Annotated in this window: 12 protein-coding genes; 1 reads left to right on the top strand and 11 read right to left on the bottom strand. The window is 50.0% G+C overall.

Annotation, left to right across the window (positions count from 1 at the left end):
• Window positions 1-175: 175 nt before the first annotated feature.
• Both BLR64_RS22715 and leuB read right to left on the bottom strand, forming a co-directional pair.
• Window positions 176-715: a peroxiredoxin gene (locus BLR64_RS22715; RefSeq protein WP_090717873.1), complete on the bottom strand. Its 540-nt coding sequence runs from the start codon at window positions 713-715 to the stop codon at window positions 176-178.
• A gap of 249 nt (window positions 716-964) precedes the next feature.
• Window positions 965-2,047 (bottom strand): 3-isopropylmalate dehydrogenase, encoded by a 1,083-nt coding sequence (gene leuB / locus BLR64_RS22710; RefSeq protein ID WP_090717870.1) that lies wholly within the window; start codon window positions 2,045-2,047, stop codon window positions 965-967.
• A 233-nt stretch (window positions 2,048-2,280) separates the two neighbouring features.
• On the opposite strand from leuB, the gene BLR64_RS22705 reads away from it, so the two are divergent.
• A complete protein-coding gene (locus BLR64_RS22705; RefSeq protein ID WP_090717869.1) occupies window positions 2,281-3,261 on the top strand; it encodes an aldo/keto reductase in 981 nt (326 codons plus the stop codon).
• A 95-nt stretch (window positions 3,262-3,356) separates the two neighbouring features.
• On the opposite strand, the gene BLR64_RS22700 is transcribed toward BLR64_RS22705, so the two are convergent.
• The 9 genes from BLR64_RS22700 to ilvB form a co-directional block, all read right to left on the bottom strand.
• A complete protein-coding gene (locus BLR64_RS22700) occupies window positions 3,357-4,448 on the bottom strand; it encodes a DUF4097 family beta strand repeat-containing protein (protein ID WP_167360762.1) in 1,092 nt (363 codons plus the stop codon).
• 18 nt (window positions 4,449-4,466) lie between these two features.
• On the bottom strand, window positions 4,467-4,964 hold the full coding sequence (locus tag BLR64_RS22695) for a hypothetical protein (RefSeq protein WP_090717864.1): 498 nt from the start codon (window positions 4,962-4,964) through the stop codon (window positions 4,467-4,469).
• A gap of 89 nt (window positions 4,965-5,053) precedes the next feature.
• Window positions 5,054-5,509, bottom strand: a complete 456-nt coding sequence (locus BLR64_RS22690) for a zf-HC2 domain-containing protein (protein ID WP_167360761.1) — start codon at window positions 5,507-5,509, stop codon at window positions 5,054-5,056.
• Entirely contained in the window at window positions 5,506-6,048 is a 543-nt protein-coding gene (locus BLR64_RS22685) for an RNA polymerase sigma factor (RefSeq protein ID WP_090717858.1), read from the bottom strand. Before BLR64_RS22685 ends, BLR64_RS22690 begins: the two co-directional genes overlap by 4 nt.
• Window positions 6,049-6,275: 227 nt before the next feature.
• Window positions 6,276-11,042: a SpaA isopeptide-forming pilin-related protein gene (locus tag BLR64_RS22680; RefSeq protein WP_090717852.1), complete on the bottom strand. Its 4,767-nt coding sequence runs from the start codon at window positions 11,040-11,042 to the stop codon at window positions 6,276-6,278.
• A gap of 281 nt (window positions 11,043-11,323) precedes the next feature.
• Window positions 11,324-12,865, bottom strand: a complete 1,542-nt coding sequence (locus tag BLR64_RS22675) for a 2-isopropylmalate synthase (protein ID WP_068721113.1) — start codon at window positions 12,863-12,865, stop codon at window positions 11,324-11,326.
• A 107-nt stretch (window positions 12,866-12,972) separates the two neighbouring features.
• On the bottom strand, window positions 12,973-13,965 hold the full coding sequence (gene ilvC, locus BLR64_RS22670) for a ketol-acid reductoisomerase (protein ID WP_090717849.1): 993 nt from the start codon (window positions 13,963-13,965) through the stop codon (window positions 12,973-12,975).
• Window positions 13,966-14,151: 186 nt separating this feature from the next.
• Entirely contained in the window at window positions 14,152-14,640 is a 489-nt protein-coding gene (ilvN, locus tag BLR64_RS22665; RefSeq protein ID WP_039870626.1) for an acetolactate synthase small subunit, read from the bottom strand.
• Entirely contained in the window at window positions 14,637-16,385 is a 1,749-nt protein-coding gene (gene ilvB, locus BLR64_RS22660) for a biosynthetic-type acetolactate synthase large subunit (RefSeq protein WP_068721109.1), read from the bottom strand. Before ilvB ends, ilvN begins: the two co-directional genes overlap by 4 nt.
• Window positions 16,386-16,889: the final 504 nt, after the last annotated feature.

Genomic DNA, 16,889 nt, shown 5'->3' with positions numbered 1-16,889 from the left:
TTGTATTACAAAATGATACCGGAGATTCCTCTCCTACAGGCATTATATTAACCTCAGCGCCTATTTTCAAACAACAATCCTGGAAGTTACAGGCATTTTGTTGCAAAAAACCCCCTTGGCGGAAAAAGCTTCCGGCAAGGAGGTTATAACTAATCTCTCAAAGAGCAGACAACCCTTACAGGTTCTTGTCGCCCGGTTTCCAGTTCATGGCGCACAGACCGCCGGATTGCAGAGCCTGCAGTACACGGAGTGTCTCTTCCACGCTGCGACCCACATCGTTGTGGTTAACTACCTGGTATTTCAGTTCGCCGTCCGGATCGATGATGAACAGCCCGCGGAGAGCCACGCCTTCCTCTTCGATCAGTACGCCGTAATCACTGGCCACCTTCTTAGTGATATCCGAAGCCAGCGGGAAGTTTACCTGCCCAAGGCCGTTCATATCACGAGGTGTCGTGATCCATGCTTTGTGGCTGTGAACAGAGTCAACGCTCACGCCGAGAATTTCGGTATCCAGATCAGCGAATTCTGCTGCTGCATCGCTGAGTGCTGTGATTTCAGTCGGACATACAAATGTGAAATCAAGCGGATAAAAGAAGAATACAAGCCATTTGCCGCGGTAGTCGGACAAGCTAACTTTACCAAAATCTTTACCGTCGCCAGTTACTGTTTCCATTGTGAAATCCGGCGCCGGTTTGCCTACCAAACGTTCTGCCATTGCTTAATTTCCTCCTTTAATTATGTAAGAAAAACAACCACTAGCATGATCCCCTGCCGAGGGAATGAGGCAATATGCTTTACTGATTGAATGAATTGGCCACTTACTTGTTGCTATAGACCAAATGGTATCATCGCACTAAATTAAAGTCAATATTACACTCATTACTTTTTTATAATTATTATAAATAAGCAACATTCTGTGAAGTTTATTGTCTTTCTGCTTCAAAGAAGGAATCTAGCGGCAGATTTACGCTTTGCGGATTGCCGCAACAATCAGGTCACCCATTTCGGTAGTGCTGATCGCCTTGCTCTTATCTACAGCGATATCGCTGGTACGGTGTCCGGCATCCAGCACCTCTGCCACAGCAGCTTCAATAGCTGCAGCTGCATCCTCGTAGCCGAAGGTCATGCGGAACATCAGAGCCAGCGACAGGATGGTCGCAATCGGGTTAGCCAGGCCCTGACCTGCGATGTCAGGCGCAGAGCCGTGTACCGGCTCATACAAGCCGTAGCTGCCCTCACCCAGTGATGCAGAAGCCAGCATGCCGATCGATCCGGTCAGCATTGCTGCCTCGTCACTCAGAATATCACCGAACATATTCTCGGTCACAATGACGTCGAAGCTGGACGGACGGCGCAGCAGCTGCATTGCACAGTTGTCAACCAGCACGTGTTCCAGCTCCACCTGCGGATATTCAGGAGCGATCCGGTTAACAACCTCACGCCACAGGCGGGAAGTTTCCAGTACATTCGCTTTGTCCACGCTGGCCAGCTTGTTGCGGCGTTTACCTGCAATTTCAAACGCCTGGCGCACGATGCGCTCCACTTCCGTTACATTGTATACGCAAGTATCTACTGCTTCTTCGCCGTGTTCCCCCTGCCGGCGCAGCTTGTCACCGAAGTAGATGCCTCCGGTCAGCTCACGCACAACCATCAGGTCTGTGCCTTCCAGAACTTCCGGCTTCAGGGTCGATGCATCCTTCAGGCAGTCAAACACATTGGCAGGACGCAGATTGGAGAACAGTCCCAGTGCTTTGCGGATACCGAGAAGTCCGGTTTCCGGCCGCAGCTCTTTCGGGTTGTTGTCCCACTTCGGTCCGCCGACAGCTCCCAGCAGCACAGCATCTGCACTGCGGCAGATTTCCAGCGTATCTTCCGGAAGCGGAGTTCCCCGCTCGTCTATGGCGATTCCGCCAAACAGGGCATGCTCTGTTTCAAAGGAATACCCAAATACCTCTTCCGCTTTTCTCAATACTTTTTCCGCTTCAGCCACAACCTCAGGTCCGATACCGTCCCCGGCGATTACGGCGATTTTTTTAACGTCGCTCATTTCCGTCACTCCTTAAATGATCTGCTGTACGCAGGCATAGTTCTTCTGTATATTGTTGTAACATAACGGGCGCCAAAGGACAAAGATATAGATTCTATGAAAGTGATAGGCAGAGCCTATAGGATTCTACTTTTCCTTGCGTTATTTGCTCTTCATTCCCGGGTTGGATACAATAAACATGCTGTTGTTTTCCATGAAGCACTGGTCTATTTCATAAAAGGAGTGAATGTGAAATGCAGTATACAAAGCTCGGAAAATCCGGTTTGAAGGTCAGCCGCCTCTGCCTCGGCACGATGAATTTCGGTCCGATTACGGACGAGAAGGAAGCCTTCCGCATTATGGACGCTGCACTTGATGCAGGAGTGAATTTCTTCGATACCGCCAACATTTACGGCTGGGGTGAAAACTCCGGGCTTACGGAGACCATTATCGGCCGCTGGTTCAAGCAGGGCGGCGGACGCCGCGAGAAAGTAGTGCTTGCTACCAAGGTATACGGTGCCATGAGCGACAAGCTTGACGGTCCTAACGATGAAAGCGGTCTCTCCTCCTATATAATCCGCCGCCACCTGGAAGGCTCCCTGCAGCGCCTGCAGACCGATCACATTGAGCTGTACCAGATGCACCATGTTGACCGCAGTGTGTCCTGGGACGAGCTATGGGGCGCATTTGAGCTTGCCGTGAACCAGGGCAAAGTCGGCTACATCGGCTCCAGCAATTTCGCGGGGTGGGACATTGCCATTGCCCAGTCCGAGGCGAAGGCACGCGGCTTCCTCGGCCTGGTATCCGAGCAGCATAAATACAGCCTGACCTGCCGCCTGCCTGAGCTTGAGGTGCTTCCGGCAGCGCAGAATCTCGGTCTAGGCGTTATCCCATGGAGCCCGCTCGACGGGGGATTGCTTGGCCGTAACGCCCTTATGAAGATTGAGGGCAGCCGCAGCGGCGGCAATGCCGAACGCATAGAACAGCATAAGAGCCAGCTTGAAGCCTTTGCTGAGTTAAGCCGTGAGCTTGGAGAGCCGCAGGACAATATCGCCCTGGCCTGGCTGCTGGCTAATCCTGCTGTAACAGCGCCTATTATCGGCCCGCGCACACTGGAGCAGTTCGAAAGCGCACTGCGCTGCCTTGAGGTTGTGCTGGAAGAGAGCGTGCTGAAGCGGCTGGACGAAATTTTCCCGGGTCCAGGTGGAGCAGCACCGAAGGCGTATGCCTGGTAACAAACCTGACTATTAGCGCACTCCCTTATCCTTATAGAGATCAGCAAAAAAAGGAGCAGCACCATGGGACAATGTCCGGGCGGCTGCTCCTTTTGTTATTCGGCTGTATCTACAGTAATTGCACCGTTACTGGTTGACAGGGAAACTTCATGTTTTCCAGTCCCCAGCACGGCTGTACCCTGGTTATCTTCATCGCGGTTCCAGTTAACATTTCCCTTCAATCCGCCGTTGCTCGTCTCCGCACTGATCTCAGCGTCTGTTGCCGCCGGCAGGCTGACGGTTATTTTGCCGTTGCTGGAGTCCAGCTCCCAATCGCCTGTAACTGCAGAGTTAACGGTGATTCTGCCGTTGCTGCTCTCTGCCGACACTGAGCCGTCAATATTGGTAAGCGTGATTGCACCATTGGAGCTGGACAGCTCGGTTTCCCCCTGCACATTCTGAACGGAAATGGTCCCGTTGCTGGTGTGGGCATCAACACCGCCGGTGATATCATGGATATCCAGTGTACCGTTGCTCGTATCGACCTCAATGCCTGCCGCAAGATTGGCTGCTTCAACTGCCCCGTCGCTGGTCTCAACTTCGACCGCCAGATTCGTGGGAAGGCTGATATTCAAATACGGTTCTTTAGTATAGACGCCGAAGTGAATGTTTGACAGCCAGTTCGTCTCCAGATCCAGCTTCAGAACAAGCGTATCCCCATCTTCAGATACCTTCCACTTCTTCTCCATAGCGTCCGCTGCTTCAGTTTCGTTTTTGCCGGGAAGCTCAAGCTTGCCCTCATAATTAAGGGTGTTCCCGTCTGTCCCTTGAATCATAACCTTTCCGCTGGGCAGCTCAATCTTCACGCGCTTGATCTTGGACTGAATGTCCACAGTACCGCTAAGCGGGGTCAGCTGCGTCCGGCCGAAAATTCCGCCAAGTGTTCCGCCAGCCAGCACGGTCTGCCCGCCGCTTGCCAGCACCAGCACGATAATCAGCAGAATGGCCCAGCCGCTGACACGGGTTTTGACATCGGAGCGGATGAACAGCCGGATCAGCATTTCCAGTCCGAACAGAATAAGTAATGCCGGCCACAAATAACCCAGGGTGTCGTACGAAACCACATCATATTGAGCCAGAACTATTAATACACCCACTGCGATGCAGCCGATTGCGGCAGAGAAGCTGCCGATTTTCCATCTCCCCATGGATGAAATCCCCATTTCCTATACTTTTGAATTTTTTTTGAGCATCCTGAAGCCGTATCCGATCAGGGCCAGCGACAGCAGAATGGACCCGATATTCATATCGGTAAGAATACGCCAGAGCCACGGAAAAGCGGTAGCCACCAGCAGCAGGAAGCCTGCCGCCACACAGCCGATACCCAGCCATACAGGATTTACATCACCCTGCGGATACTCCGATACCGGAGGCAAGCCCATGCTCCACGGGGCTCCATAGCTGTCCGGATGGAACATCATCCGCTCATGCTCGGCGATCGTCAGCTTCATCCAGGCCGCTTTTTGCAGGGCATCAAATAATTGATAGAACCAGAGAGCGGCAAGTGCGAACGGGAACACCGTCGGCATGGATGGAATAAATATGATACATGCCGAAGCTCCGATCATATATTGCAGTCCAAGCTTTTTGAATCCCAGATATAAATGTCCCAAGCCCGGTACAAGCGCCAGGAAAAAGGTAAGCCAGCGTTTTTTCTTAATCATGCTATATCCTCCTAAAAATTTGGTGAGTACTACTTCTTCACTTTGTCTTCTTTCAAAACGTATTTCGTATGCCAAAGCTGATTATGCTTCTATTTATGGCTGCCTTGGGCATTAAACCATGCTGTAACGGATGTCGACATCTGCCCGTTGATCTCGGTGATGCCGTAGGCCAGATTCTCAAATACTCCGAACTGCAGCAGCAGAAACGTAAGGCCCACCGCAACTCCGTAGTGCATCCAGGATGTGCCTGGTGCAGTACGGCGCCGGGCGGCGGTTGCTCTTACTGCGCGCTCACGGCGGCCTGCTTCAAGCTGTCCAATATGCTCCATTACGTCATTCGTTATATCGGGAAAATCCCATGGCTCCGGCGTTTCTAGTCCGGCTTCCATCTCATTCCACAGTGCGGATAGCGCCCTAGCCTCCTCCAGCCATGATGAGCAGCCGGGACAAGCTTCGATGTGCAGACGGAGATTCAGCTCCATCTCCGGAGACAGTGTGCCTTCGATATAATGCGGCATCCATTCTTTGACTGTTGCACAATTCATCGCCATTCCTCCCCGCTTTTTCGCATCATCTGTCTGGCTCTGTAGAGCTGTGATTCTACTGTTTTGACCGAGACGCCCTTCTGTTCGGCAATTTCCTGATAGGAGTGGTGCTGAAAATAATACAGCTGCACGACCGACCGGTACGGTTCCGTGAGGCTGTTCAGATTCTGATCCAGCTCCTCTGAGGCTTCCTTGCTCAGTGCCGCCTGCTCCGGCGTCTGCGAGGTAATCCAGTCATTCTCTGTATAATCCGCCGTACTGCGGTGGCGCCATTCCCTGTCATTGGCCCGTTTCCAGTCCAGACAGGTCCTGTATGCAATCCGGTACAGCCAGGTAGAGAATGAAGACTGTCCCCTGAAGGAGGGGAGCGCCTTGTAGGCTTTAATGAAGACTTCCTGGGCCATATCCTTGGCCGACTCGGCTTCTCCCGTTATTTTGATGCACACTCGGTATACCATGCCCTGATAACGCGTCACCAGATGTCCAAAAGCCTGGCTCTGCCCGTTAAGCACGGCTGAAATCCATTCCGCCTCTTCCAAGTCGTTCTCCCCTCCTTCTTCATAACGTTAGACGCCAGGCAATCCGGTTCCCCTGCAGGTCATAACGTTTTTTTTCAAAAAAGATTTCTTATACCTAGTTTACCGTAGAATCGCCTGCAAAAGTCCGTAAACATTCTTGAATATAAGCACAAAAAAACAACCCAACCGAAGCGTTTCATCAGATGGGTTGTTTCATTGCTATGAATGTTATTTATCGTTTGAAAAGATTATTCCTGTTTGTTGCGCGTTCTGAATCTTACGGCCAGGAAGATACCGAGAACCATAAGTCCTCCGCCTGTCAGATAGATTGGAAGCGGACTCTCTTCGCCTGTTTTGGGAAGATTGCCGGGCAGACTGTTATTGTCATTATCCGAATTAGCACTATTATCTGTACCAGCGTCATTATCAGGTACCGAACCGAGCGGAACTTCATCAATATCAACTTCAATGATAATCTCCTGCTCATTGCCATCCTCGTCAGTTACAGTGACGATGAACTTATCCTTTCCGGTAAAGCCTGGATCAGGGGTATAAGTCCATTTCCCATCCGGTGTAACCACAACCGTACCATGTGACGGCTCTTCACTGATGCTCGGAATGCCGCCCAGCGGAATCTCCCCATCAATCGGGATATCCGCAATGGTAGTAGCTGTTGTAGCTTGCGGTGTCGGGGCACTGCTCACGGCAGGTGTTCCCGGACTCACAGTTGGTCCTGGTGTTGTCAGGCCTGGTGTTGCCGTTAGACCTGGTGTTGCCGTTGCAGAAGGTCCAGGTGTAACGATTGCCCCCGGTACCGTAGAAGCAGTTGGTGTCGAAGCCGGAGTACCCGGATTTGACGATGCTGGTGCCGGTGTAGCCGTTGCCGTTGGCGCAGCTGTCGGTGCCGGTGTTGCAGGTACTGCCTTGTTGGTAATCTGCTGCTGCACATTTGGTGTAGCCACAGTCAGATTAGCACTGCGCTCGGTTCCATTCAGCACATAGCCAACCGGGGCCACCGTTTCCTTGAAGGTGTATGCTCCAAGCTTCAGATCCTTAAACTCAACAACACCGTTCGCGTCTGTTGTAGCTGTTGCGACCACAACGTCGCTGGAGTTGTAAAGCTTGAACTCTGCTCCTGAGAGCTTCTTCGTCGTATCATCCTGATCGACCTTTGTCAGCTTAAGCGAGCCCAGGATCTCTTTGTTGGTAATCTGCTGCTGCACATTTGGCAACGCCACAGTCAGGTTCGCGCTGCGCTCGGTTCCATTCAGCACGTAGCCAACCGGGGCCACCGTTTCCTTGAAGGTGTAGGTTCCCAGCTTCAGATCCTTAAATTCTACAACGCCGTTCGCGTCTGTTGTAGCTGTTGCTACCACAACGTCGCTGGCATCATATAATTTGAATTCTGCTCCTGCAAGCTTCTTGGCCGTGTTGTCCTCATCTACTTTGGTCAGCTTAATCGAGCCTAAAAGTTCATTATTGGTAATTTGCTGCACAATTTGCACAGCCGAAATAATATTAACGCTGCGTTCAGCCGAATCCAGCACGTAGCCAACCGGAGCCACCGTTTCCTTGAACGTATAGGCGCCAAGCTTCAAATCCTTAAACTCCACAACGCCGTTCGCGTCTGTAGTAGCCGTTGCTACCAAAGCCTTACTGGCGTCATAAAGCTGGAATTCTGCTCCTGCCAGCTTTTTCGCCGGGTTAGCCGAGTCTACCTTTGTCAGCTTAAGCGAGCCGAGCACTATTTTATCATTAGTAACGGTTAAAGTTTTTTGTTGTGCCGGATCAATGGTTACAGCAGTACTGCCGGCAGTAATTACATATCCGTCCGGAGCCTTCGTCTCCTTAAGAGTGTAGCTTCCACCCATTAACTTGGTGAAAATCACCTCACCGCTGGCATTCGTGGTTCCAGAACCAATCAATGTATTGGCTGAGTTATAGAGTTCAAAGACTGCTCCTGCCAGTTTAGTAGCCGCATTGTCTTTTGCCACCTTGGTTACCTTGAGCGAGCCGTTGAAATCATTGGTCACTGTTAACAGAACTGGTGTGGAGGAATTGATAGTCACCGTACGCTCTGTAGTATCGACCGCATAACCGGCTGGTGCCTTGGTTTCCTTCAATATATATTTTCCCGCACGCAAATCCTTGAACTCCAGGTTACCGCCGGAATCGCTGGTCGCATACTTCGTTTCCTTCAGTTCACTACCTACGATCCGGCCCAGGGAAAATTCGGCACCAGGCAAAATTAGCGATTGATTCGCATTGGTCTTTAGTACCTTAAGCGACCCTCTCACCCCGCTGCCCGTACCGCCCGTATCAACGATAGTAAAGCTGTTGCTGTATGAAAAAGGCTTGCTTACTGCTTTTGAGCCCGTTCCGGTGAAAGAAACTGCGTTGGTTACCGCTACAGTTCCTACAGCCGTAATAACAGTCTGGTACTTAAGCACGTATGGTTCGGATATCGTATTCTTAAAAGTCAGCTTAAAGATGTCCTTACCGCTGGAGTCTGTCAGGAATTCAATTGTATAGTCTGTTCCCTGGGCCAGTTTATCTGATGTTGCTGTTACTGCCCCGCTTGAGTTCACCGTTGTCTCAAAAAGCTGGAAGCTGGCTGGCAGCAGCACCTGATTTGTACTCGGTGTATCCACTACCTGAGCATTGCCCACCACAGACTGATTCGCGTTAATGGTCATGGTCCAGTTTATAATCGTCTGATCCGAGGAATCTCTGGTTCCGGTCTTAGTCACATATTGGCCGCCGTTCGGAACACTTACCTCTGGAGAAGTTAAGGTTTCCGACACCGCATTGGACTGTGCATCATTCAAAATTGCAGTATTGGTTACCTTATCCAGATTAATATCTCCGGCTATGAACTCTGTCTGGAAAACTACATAGAAAGCATAGTCGATATCGTTCTTAAATTTAACCTTAAGCTTACGTCCATCACTGGTTACGCCCGCTTCATACTCTGCAGCATTCACCAGGCTTCCCTGTACCGGATCCCCGTTAGAAGTATAAGTAAGCTCATATACCTTTACCGAGCCGGCATCTCCCCCCGCCATCTGCTGGCTTGTAGGCAGCGTGTCTACCAGCTCTGCACCAGCGGCCAGCGCCCTTTTGTTATAGTTCGCGCCGACTTTCCAGGTGATCGTCTTGCTTGTCGCATCATAACTGCCTGACTTGAGGCCATTCTTGATGACTTCGATTCGTGGAATGAATGTTTGAGCTGACGTTTGTGTACCTGTTGTTGTTTTTTCATCCCACACAATGGAAGCAGTATTCCTAAAGTAGCTGGAGGCGGTTTTTAATTTGTAATAATCGAATTCAGTGCTGTATGTGATCGTATAGGCCTGAGTAATGGGCTTCAAAAATTTGATCTGGAAGCCATCATTTACACTGAAATCTCCAGAACCTAAATTAGTGAATGTATAATCAACGTTTTCTACCAGCGCAGGAGAAATAACCGGTTTTCCGCTCAGCTTCAACCCTGCATTATCAAACTTGTCTGTAAGCAGCAGATTGGTCATCCTTCTGTTGTCTTCATTAACCTTAATCGTCCAGTTCACTGTTTTGTTTAAATAATTTACACCTGAAGGTGACTGTTTGTTTAGAATCCGTTGGGAAGTAGAAGCAGAAGCTTGAACAGTCTGACCGTTGTATGTAACTTTATTTACAATACTTTCACCGGAATATACCCGGTCCGCTACCTTGGTATCGTAGACAATCCGGTATGCTGACTGGATATCATTGTTGAACTGGATTTTAAAGCCTGCTGTAGTCGCTGTATCCGGCAGTGTGGTCACAGTATAATCTGTGCCTGCGGTCAACTGGCCATCATCAGTACCACTTCCATTTTGGTCCAGCTTCACTTTGAAAATTTTCAGCGATGCGGGAACATAATCCTGGCTAATGTTAAAATAGTCGGTTAGCACAGCTTTATCCGCGGTAATTGTTTTTTCATCATAATTAAATTTAATTTGCCAGCTAATCGTTTCCGTTGTTGAATTATAGCTGCCTGCGGTCTTCTCCAGCGGTTTCCCGTAACTGACTCCAACGGCTGGAGACGTTCCGCTTTGGGATGCCCCGTTGCCATTTAGAGTAGCTGTGTTAGTAAAACCGGATTTACTCGTATCTGTAATGCTGGTAGAGAACTTCACCCGGTAGGCTTCATTTATCGTATCATTAAATTTCAGGCTCAAATTCCTCGCAGTACTTGCAGACGTATCATACAGTGCCGGATCGAGCTGTCCCCCTTGACTTACGTTTCCCTTTACATCGACATTCAGACCATATACAGCTATGGAGACCGTATTCAAATCCAGACCTGCTGGAATGGTATCTGTAACGGATGCATTAGCGAGCCTGCTTAGAGATGTATTCACGTCCACAGTCCACTCAATCGTGCTTGCATTATATTTCTGCGGCAGCGGAACACCGGATTTGCTGACAGCCTTTCCGTTATTGGGCTGAATCTGGAGAGTAATTGTGTTACTCGCATTCCCTGCGATCGGAAAAGGAAGCACCTGCGTCGTACTGCCGGTAACGGTAGTCGAGCTTAGCTTGGATTCTACCCAAAAGCTTCCTTTTATATCAAACAGGCCATCAATATTTTTATTAAATTTAAATACGACTTTATTATCAGAGCCTACCGTATAAGTGCCGACACCATCAGCAAATTCACTGTTAACCAGTGTGCCCGAATAAGTTTGATCAATTTTTAACTGGGACGGAAGAGTATAGGTATACGTAGCGCCCTCTCCATATTTGGCATCCGGAAGCTCATAGGTCAAATTCAGCTTAACTGTAGAATCCAGCTTGTACACGTTCGTTGTAACCTGCGTGCCGTTCTCATAGACGGATAGGGTTACGCTTTTAACAATATCCTCTGTAATTTGAGTTTCTGCCGCATCTGCATTGACATTTGAAAAGAAACCTATTGCGGTTGCAAATGCTGTTACCAGCATAACTGCGCCAAGCCAAATGGCCCATTTGTTTTGTCTTATTACTCTCAAGATTTTCCCTCTCGCTCATCTTTTATTAAGAACAGTGTTGGATAACTACTGCGTTTCCTCCTACAAAATCCCTATAACTCGATCTTCACACAAAAAAAATGCGCGTTAGCGCAATAGCGTCAAGATACATTGTAACTATTTTCGCTGACAAACCACTGATAGATGATCTTCAGATGTCACACCCGTTTCAGCAGCACAAAAAAAGCCACACACCCGCAAAGAACACTTTGCAGAATGTATGGCTTTCATTAACTCAATTCATTTTCTTCTATAAAATAGTCTTACAGCTGTGCATGATCACGGCGCGTGTACGTCTTACGCTTCTCCAGCAGCTTGTTGAGCGCATCCAGATAAGCCCGGGCACTGGCCTCAAGAATATCCGTGCTTAGTCCGCGCCCTTGTGCAGCTACTTCCCCCTGGGACAGCACCACATGTACCTCACCCTGTGCATCCTTGCCGCGGCTTACAGCTTTGATGGAATAATCACCCAGGGTAACTTCCTCGCTTGTAGCCAGATCGATCGCATTATAAATGGCATCCACCGAACCGTTCCCCTCGGCAACTGCTACGATCGGCTCAGCTTCCTGGCCTTTAATGACTACCTTTGCTGTAGGAACGGACTCATTGCCGTAAGTGACATAAATGGTCTGCAGACTGAAAATTTCCGGCGTATCGCCAAGCTTTTCCTCCAGCAGGGCCAGAATATCTTCATCAGAGACCTCTTTTTTCTTATCAGCCAGATCCTTGAATTTCGCAAAAGCGGTATTCACTTCTTCCTCCGGCAGATCATATCCCAGATCATTAAGTTTATCCCGGAAGGCGTGACGGCCGGAATGCTTGCCCAGCACCAGCTTACTCTCTTTGAGCCCGATTGTTTCCGGCGTCATAATCTCATAAGTGGTCTTCTCCTTGAGCATGCCGTCCTGATGGATACCGGACTCATGTGCAAAAGCATTGGCCCCGACAATCGCCTTATTGCCCGGAACGGCCATCCCGGTCAGTCTGCTGACCAGACGGCTGGTACGGGAGATTTCCGAGAGCACCAGAGAAGTCTTCGCTCCGAAAAATTCGCTGCGCGTCTCCAGCGCCAGAGCCACTTCTTCAATCGCCGTATTACCGGCGCGTTCCCCGATACCGTTGATGGTACCTTCGATCTGATCCGCACCGTTCTGAATGGCCGCCAGTGTATTGGCAGTAGCCATTCCCAGGTCATTATGACAGTGGGCACTCAGCTGGACCTTCTCAATGTCAGGCACCGTATCCTTCAGGAATTTAAAGATGGCCCCATATTCGGAAGGGTTCAGGTAACCGACCGTATCGGGAATATTGACCACATTCGCTCCCTCACGGATCGCCATGGCCACCATTTCCGCCATGAAATCACGCTCGGTCCGTCCGGCATCCTCCAAGGAAAACTCCAGCTTGGAAAAATACTTTTTCGCGTAACGGATCGCAGATTGTGCGGTTTCAAGCACCTGGGCTTTTTCCATACGCAGCTTGTGCTGCCGGTGAATCGGCGAGGTGGCCAGAAAAATATGAATGCAAGGGTCCTGCGCGCCTTTCAGTGCTTCTCTGACCGCGTCAATATCAGTCTCTCTGGAGCGCGAAAGTCCGATAACAGTAACATCCTTTACTGCTTTCGCTACGGCGTTGACTGCTGCCAGATCGCCCGGTGAAGCTGCGGGGAAGCCTGCCTCCATCCGGTCAATGCCAAGCTTTTCAAGCTGGTAGGCGATTTCCACCTTCTCACGTGTATTCAGGTTCACACCCGGCGACTGCTCCCCGTCACGCAGCGTCGTGTCGAACACATAGATTTTCCGCAAGCTGAGCACCTCCTGAAAATTGTGCTAAAACCCTCAAATGCGGCCCGCAAAGTTACGGCCGCATCTGAGGATTACACTATTGTGTCTTACCAATTAAGTATATGAGCCTATTTCTTAATCCAGTGCATCATTTCACGCAGCTGGCTGCCGACTACCTCTACCGGATGAGCAGCTTCATTGCGGCGGGTAGCAGTCAGGAAGGCACGGCCGGACTGGTTCTCCAGGATAAAGTCACGGGCAAATTTACCCTGCTGGATATCAGTCAGTACAGCTTTCATTGCTTTTTTAGTTTCGTCAGTAACAATGCGCGGTCCAGTTACATAGTCACCGTACTCGGCAGTGTTGGAGATGGAATCACGCATAGTAGCAAGTCCGCCTTCATACACCAGGTCAACAATCAGCTTCAGCTCATGCAGACACTCGAAGTAAGCCATTTCAGGAGCATATCCTGCTTCAGTCAAGGTTTCGAAGCCGGCTTTGATCAGTGCGGATACACCGCCGCAAAGTACAGCCTGCTCACCGAACAGATCCGTTTCGGTTTCTTCACGGAAGGAGGTTTCGATAACTCCTGCACGTGTACAGCCGATACCTTTAGCATAAGCAAGTCCGATTGCCTTGGCATTTCCAGTAGCGTCCTGTTCGATTGCGATCAGACCAGGAACGCCGAAGCCTTCTACATAAGTACGGCGAACCATGTGGCCCGGAGATTTAGGTGCAACCAGCAGTACGTCAGAATCCTTAGGAGCAACGATCTGACCGAAATGTACGTTGAAGCCGTGGGAGAACATCAGAGCTGCGCCCTTTTTGAGGTTAGGCTCAATATCATTCTTATATACGGATGCCTGTGTTTCGTCAGGCAACAGAATTTGTACTACGTCAGCACGGGATACTGCTTCAGCTACAGGCAATACTTCAAAGCCGTCATTCTTGGCGGTTTCAAAGGATTTCCCTTCACGCAGGCCGATGACAACCTGAAGACCACTGTCGCGCAGGTTCTGTGCCTGGGCATGTCCCTGGCTGCCGTACCCGATTACTGCAACTGTCTTTCCTTTTAATACGCTAAGTTCTGCATCCTGTTCATAGTACGTTGTCACTGCCATTGTCAATATCCTCCTTTAATTTGGGACCCATCGTAAAGAGCGGGTACTTCAAGAGCGCCTGGGGCCTGCCGATTCCGCAGCTTCGTGCTGCTCCTCAAGTCCCCGCTCTTTCGCGGGCAATTCATTATAATATTATCAAATTAATGCACACAAGCAGCAATCCGTTAAAGCTGTAAATTATACCGATTAGGCATTCCCGCGGATCATTGCGGTAACTCCGGTGCGGGACAGTTCTTTGATGCCGTATGGCTTCAGCAATTCAATCATCGCATCGATCTTTTGTGTATCGCCTACGACCTGGACCAATAGGCTGTTCGTACCGATATCGACAACAGAAGCACGGAACGTCTCAACTACCCCCATAATTTCAGGACGCTCAGCCGGCTCGGCTTTGACTTTGATCAGGGCCAGTTCGCGGGCAACCATTGGTTTGGAGCCAAGATCTACAACCTTGATGACATCAATCAGCTTGTAAAGCTGCTTCTCGATCTGTTCCAGCGTGTGCTGGTCGCCGAGTGTAACGATGACCATCCGGGACAATCCGATTTCTTCGGATTGCCCGACCGTAATGCTCTCGATATTGAAGCCGCGACGTCCGAACAAGCCTGATACCCGCTGCAGCACACCCGGCTGGTCATTCACAAGCACAGAAATCGTGTGTTTCATCACTGTCATTCATCCCCCATAAGCATTTGATCAATGGTTGAGCCCTGAGTTACCATCGGGTAGACATTTTCGTCCTTTGGAACAACGAATTCTACCAGAACGGGTCCCGGCGTTTCCAGTGCTTCTTTCCACGCTGCGCCTGCTTCTTCTTTATTCGTTGCCCGCAGTCCTTTTACACCGTAGGCTTCAGCCAGCTTAACAAAATCCGGGCTGCCGGCGAGGTCTGTGTAGCTGTAGCGTTTCTCATAAATGAGATTCTGCCACTGGCGTACCATACCCAGAACCTGGTTGTTAATGACTACGATTTTGACCGGAATATTATTGATTGCACAGATCGCGAGCTCCTGGGAACACATCTGCATTCCACCGTCTCCATTAATGGAAACTACCAGCCGCTCAGGCTGAGCCATTTGTGCGCCGATTGCTGACGGGAAACCGAAGCCCATTGTTCCAAGACCTCCGGAAGTAATCCATGAGCGCGGGTGATTAAATTTATAGTACTGTGCAGCCCACATCTGATGCTGGCCAACGTCAGTAGTTACAATGGCTTCGCCTTTGGTAGTCTCATTGATCATTTCAATAACCCATTGCGGCTTGAGCTCTGTATCCGAATCGTTGTAGCGGAGTGGCTTCTCAAGCTTCCACTGGGCGATTTGCGTTCTCCAGGCATCCGCCTTGGCAGCGCGGGTAAGGTCAGGAATCAGCATTTCCAGCACCGTTTTTACATCGCCTACAATCGGAATATCAGGTGTAACGTTCTTTCCGATTTCCGCGGGATCAATGTCGATGTGTACAATCTTCGCTTTTGGAGCAAAGCCGTCCAGCTTACCGGTTACGCGGTCATCAAACCGGGCACCGATGTTAATCAGCAAGTCACATTGCTGTATGGCATTATTGGCTGTATAGGTACCATGCATACCAGGCATTCCCATCCAGAGGTCGTCTGCACTAGGGAAGCAGCCAAGTCCGAGCAGAGTTGTTGTAATCGGGATTTCGGTCCGTTTTACAAACTCGGTCATCGCTTCATGCGCTCCGGAGTAAATAACGCCGCCGCCTGCGATAATAATCGGACGTTCGGCTGCCGAGATGGCCCGGATCAGCTTATCCAGCTGAAGCTTATTAGGAACGGTACGCGGGTTATAGCCGCGGAGGTTGACTCCCTGGTTCTGTACCGGTGTGAACAGCGTTTTTGCCGCCGATACATCCTTCGGAATGTCGATCAGTACCGGACCCTTGCGTCCTGTATTGGCGATATGGAACGCTTCATGAATGATGCGCGGCAGATCTTCGACATCCCTTACGAGGTAGCTGTGCTTGGTGATCGGCATTGTGATTCCTGTGATATCCGCTTCCTGGAATGCATCTGTTCCAATCAGGCTGGAGAAGACATTTCCTGTGATTACTACGAGCGGAACCGAGTCCATAAAAGCCGTTGCAATACCGGTAACGAGATTCGTTGCTCCCGGACCTGAGGTTGCGATACAGACGCCCGGCTTCCCGCTTGCTCTGGCATAACCGTCAGCGGCATGAATCGCGCCTTGTTCGTGGCGGGTCAGAATATGCTTGAAATCATCGAATCCGTGCAGGGCATCGTAGATGTACAATACCGCTCCGCCCGGATAGCCGAATACCGTGTCTACACCTTCCAGTACCAGACTGCGCAGCAGGATTTCAGAGCCTGTTATCACCTCGGGATTTTTCCATTTCTCACGTAATTCTTCTGTAGACCGCACTTCCGGTGTTTGCGCGCTCATCAGTATTCCTCCCTTCGATTGTTAACATTCATTATGCAAATGACGGACCGTCCTTTATTCAGCAGCAGGGGCTTAAAACCAAAAAAACCTTCCGCCTCCCACGCGCCAAAGCAAAGCGCGTGAGGGACGAAAGGTTTAGCTTCCGTGGTACCACCCATGTTTGCATTGCATCTCACGATGCAACGCCTTATCAGGTAACAAAAATCCATCGATGTAGGCAGGGCCCAAATCTTTGTAACCTGAAGTCCGTAACGCGGACCAAACGATTCCCCCTAATAATTCCACCGCTCTAACTGATGGACCTTTCAGGAAAACAGCTCCGAGGTGAGCTCGTATATAAGGGATTTCGGTGGAGGTTGCAGCAGATCCTCACACTCTCTGAGCAAAAGAGCCCTTAAAACTTCGTCCTCATCATTGCCGATACAAGTATGTTCGTTAAAATGTTTAGACACATTATATGATTCCTCACATGGATAAGTCAATACCCATATTTCCTAATCTGTC

It is taken from the genome of Paenibacillus typhae (assembly GCF_900099765.1).
Classification (GTDB): domain Bacteria; phylum Bacillota; class Bacilli; order Paenibacillales; family Paenibacillaceae; genus Paenibacillus_AQ; species Paenibacillus_AQ typhae.
Note: the sequence above shows the minus strand (reverse complement) of the source record. Positions and strands in the feature narration are given on the sequence as shown.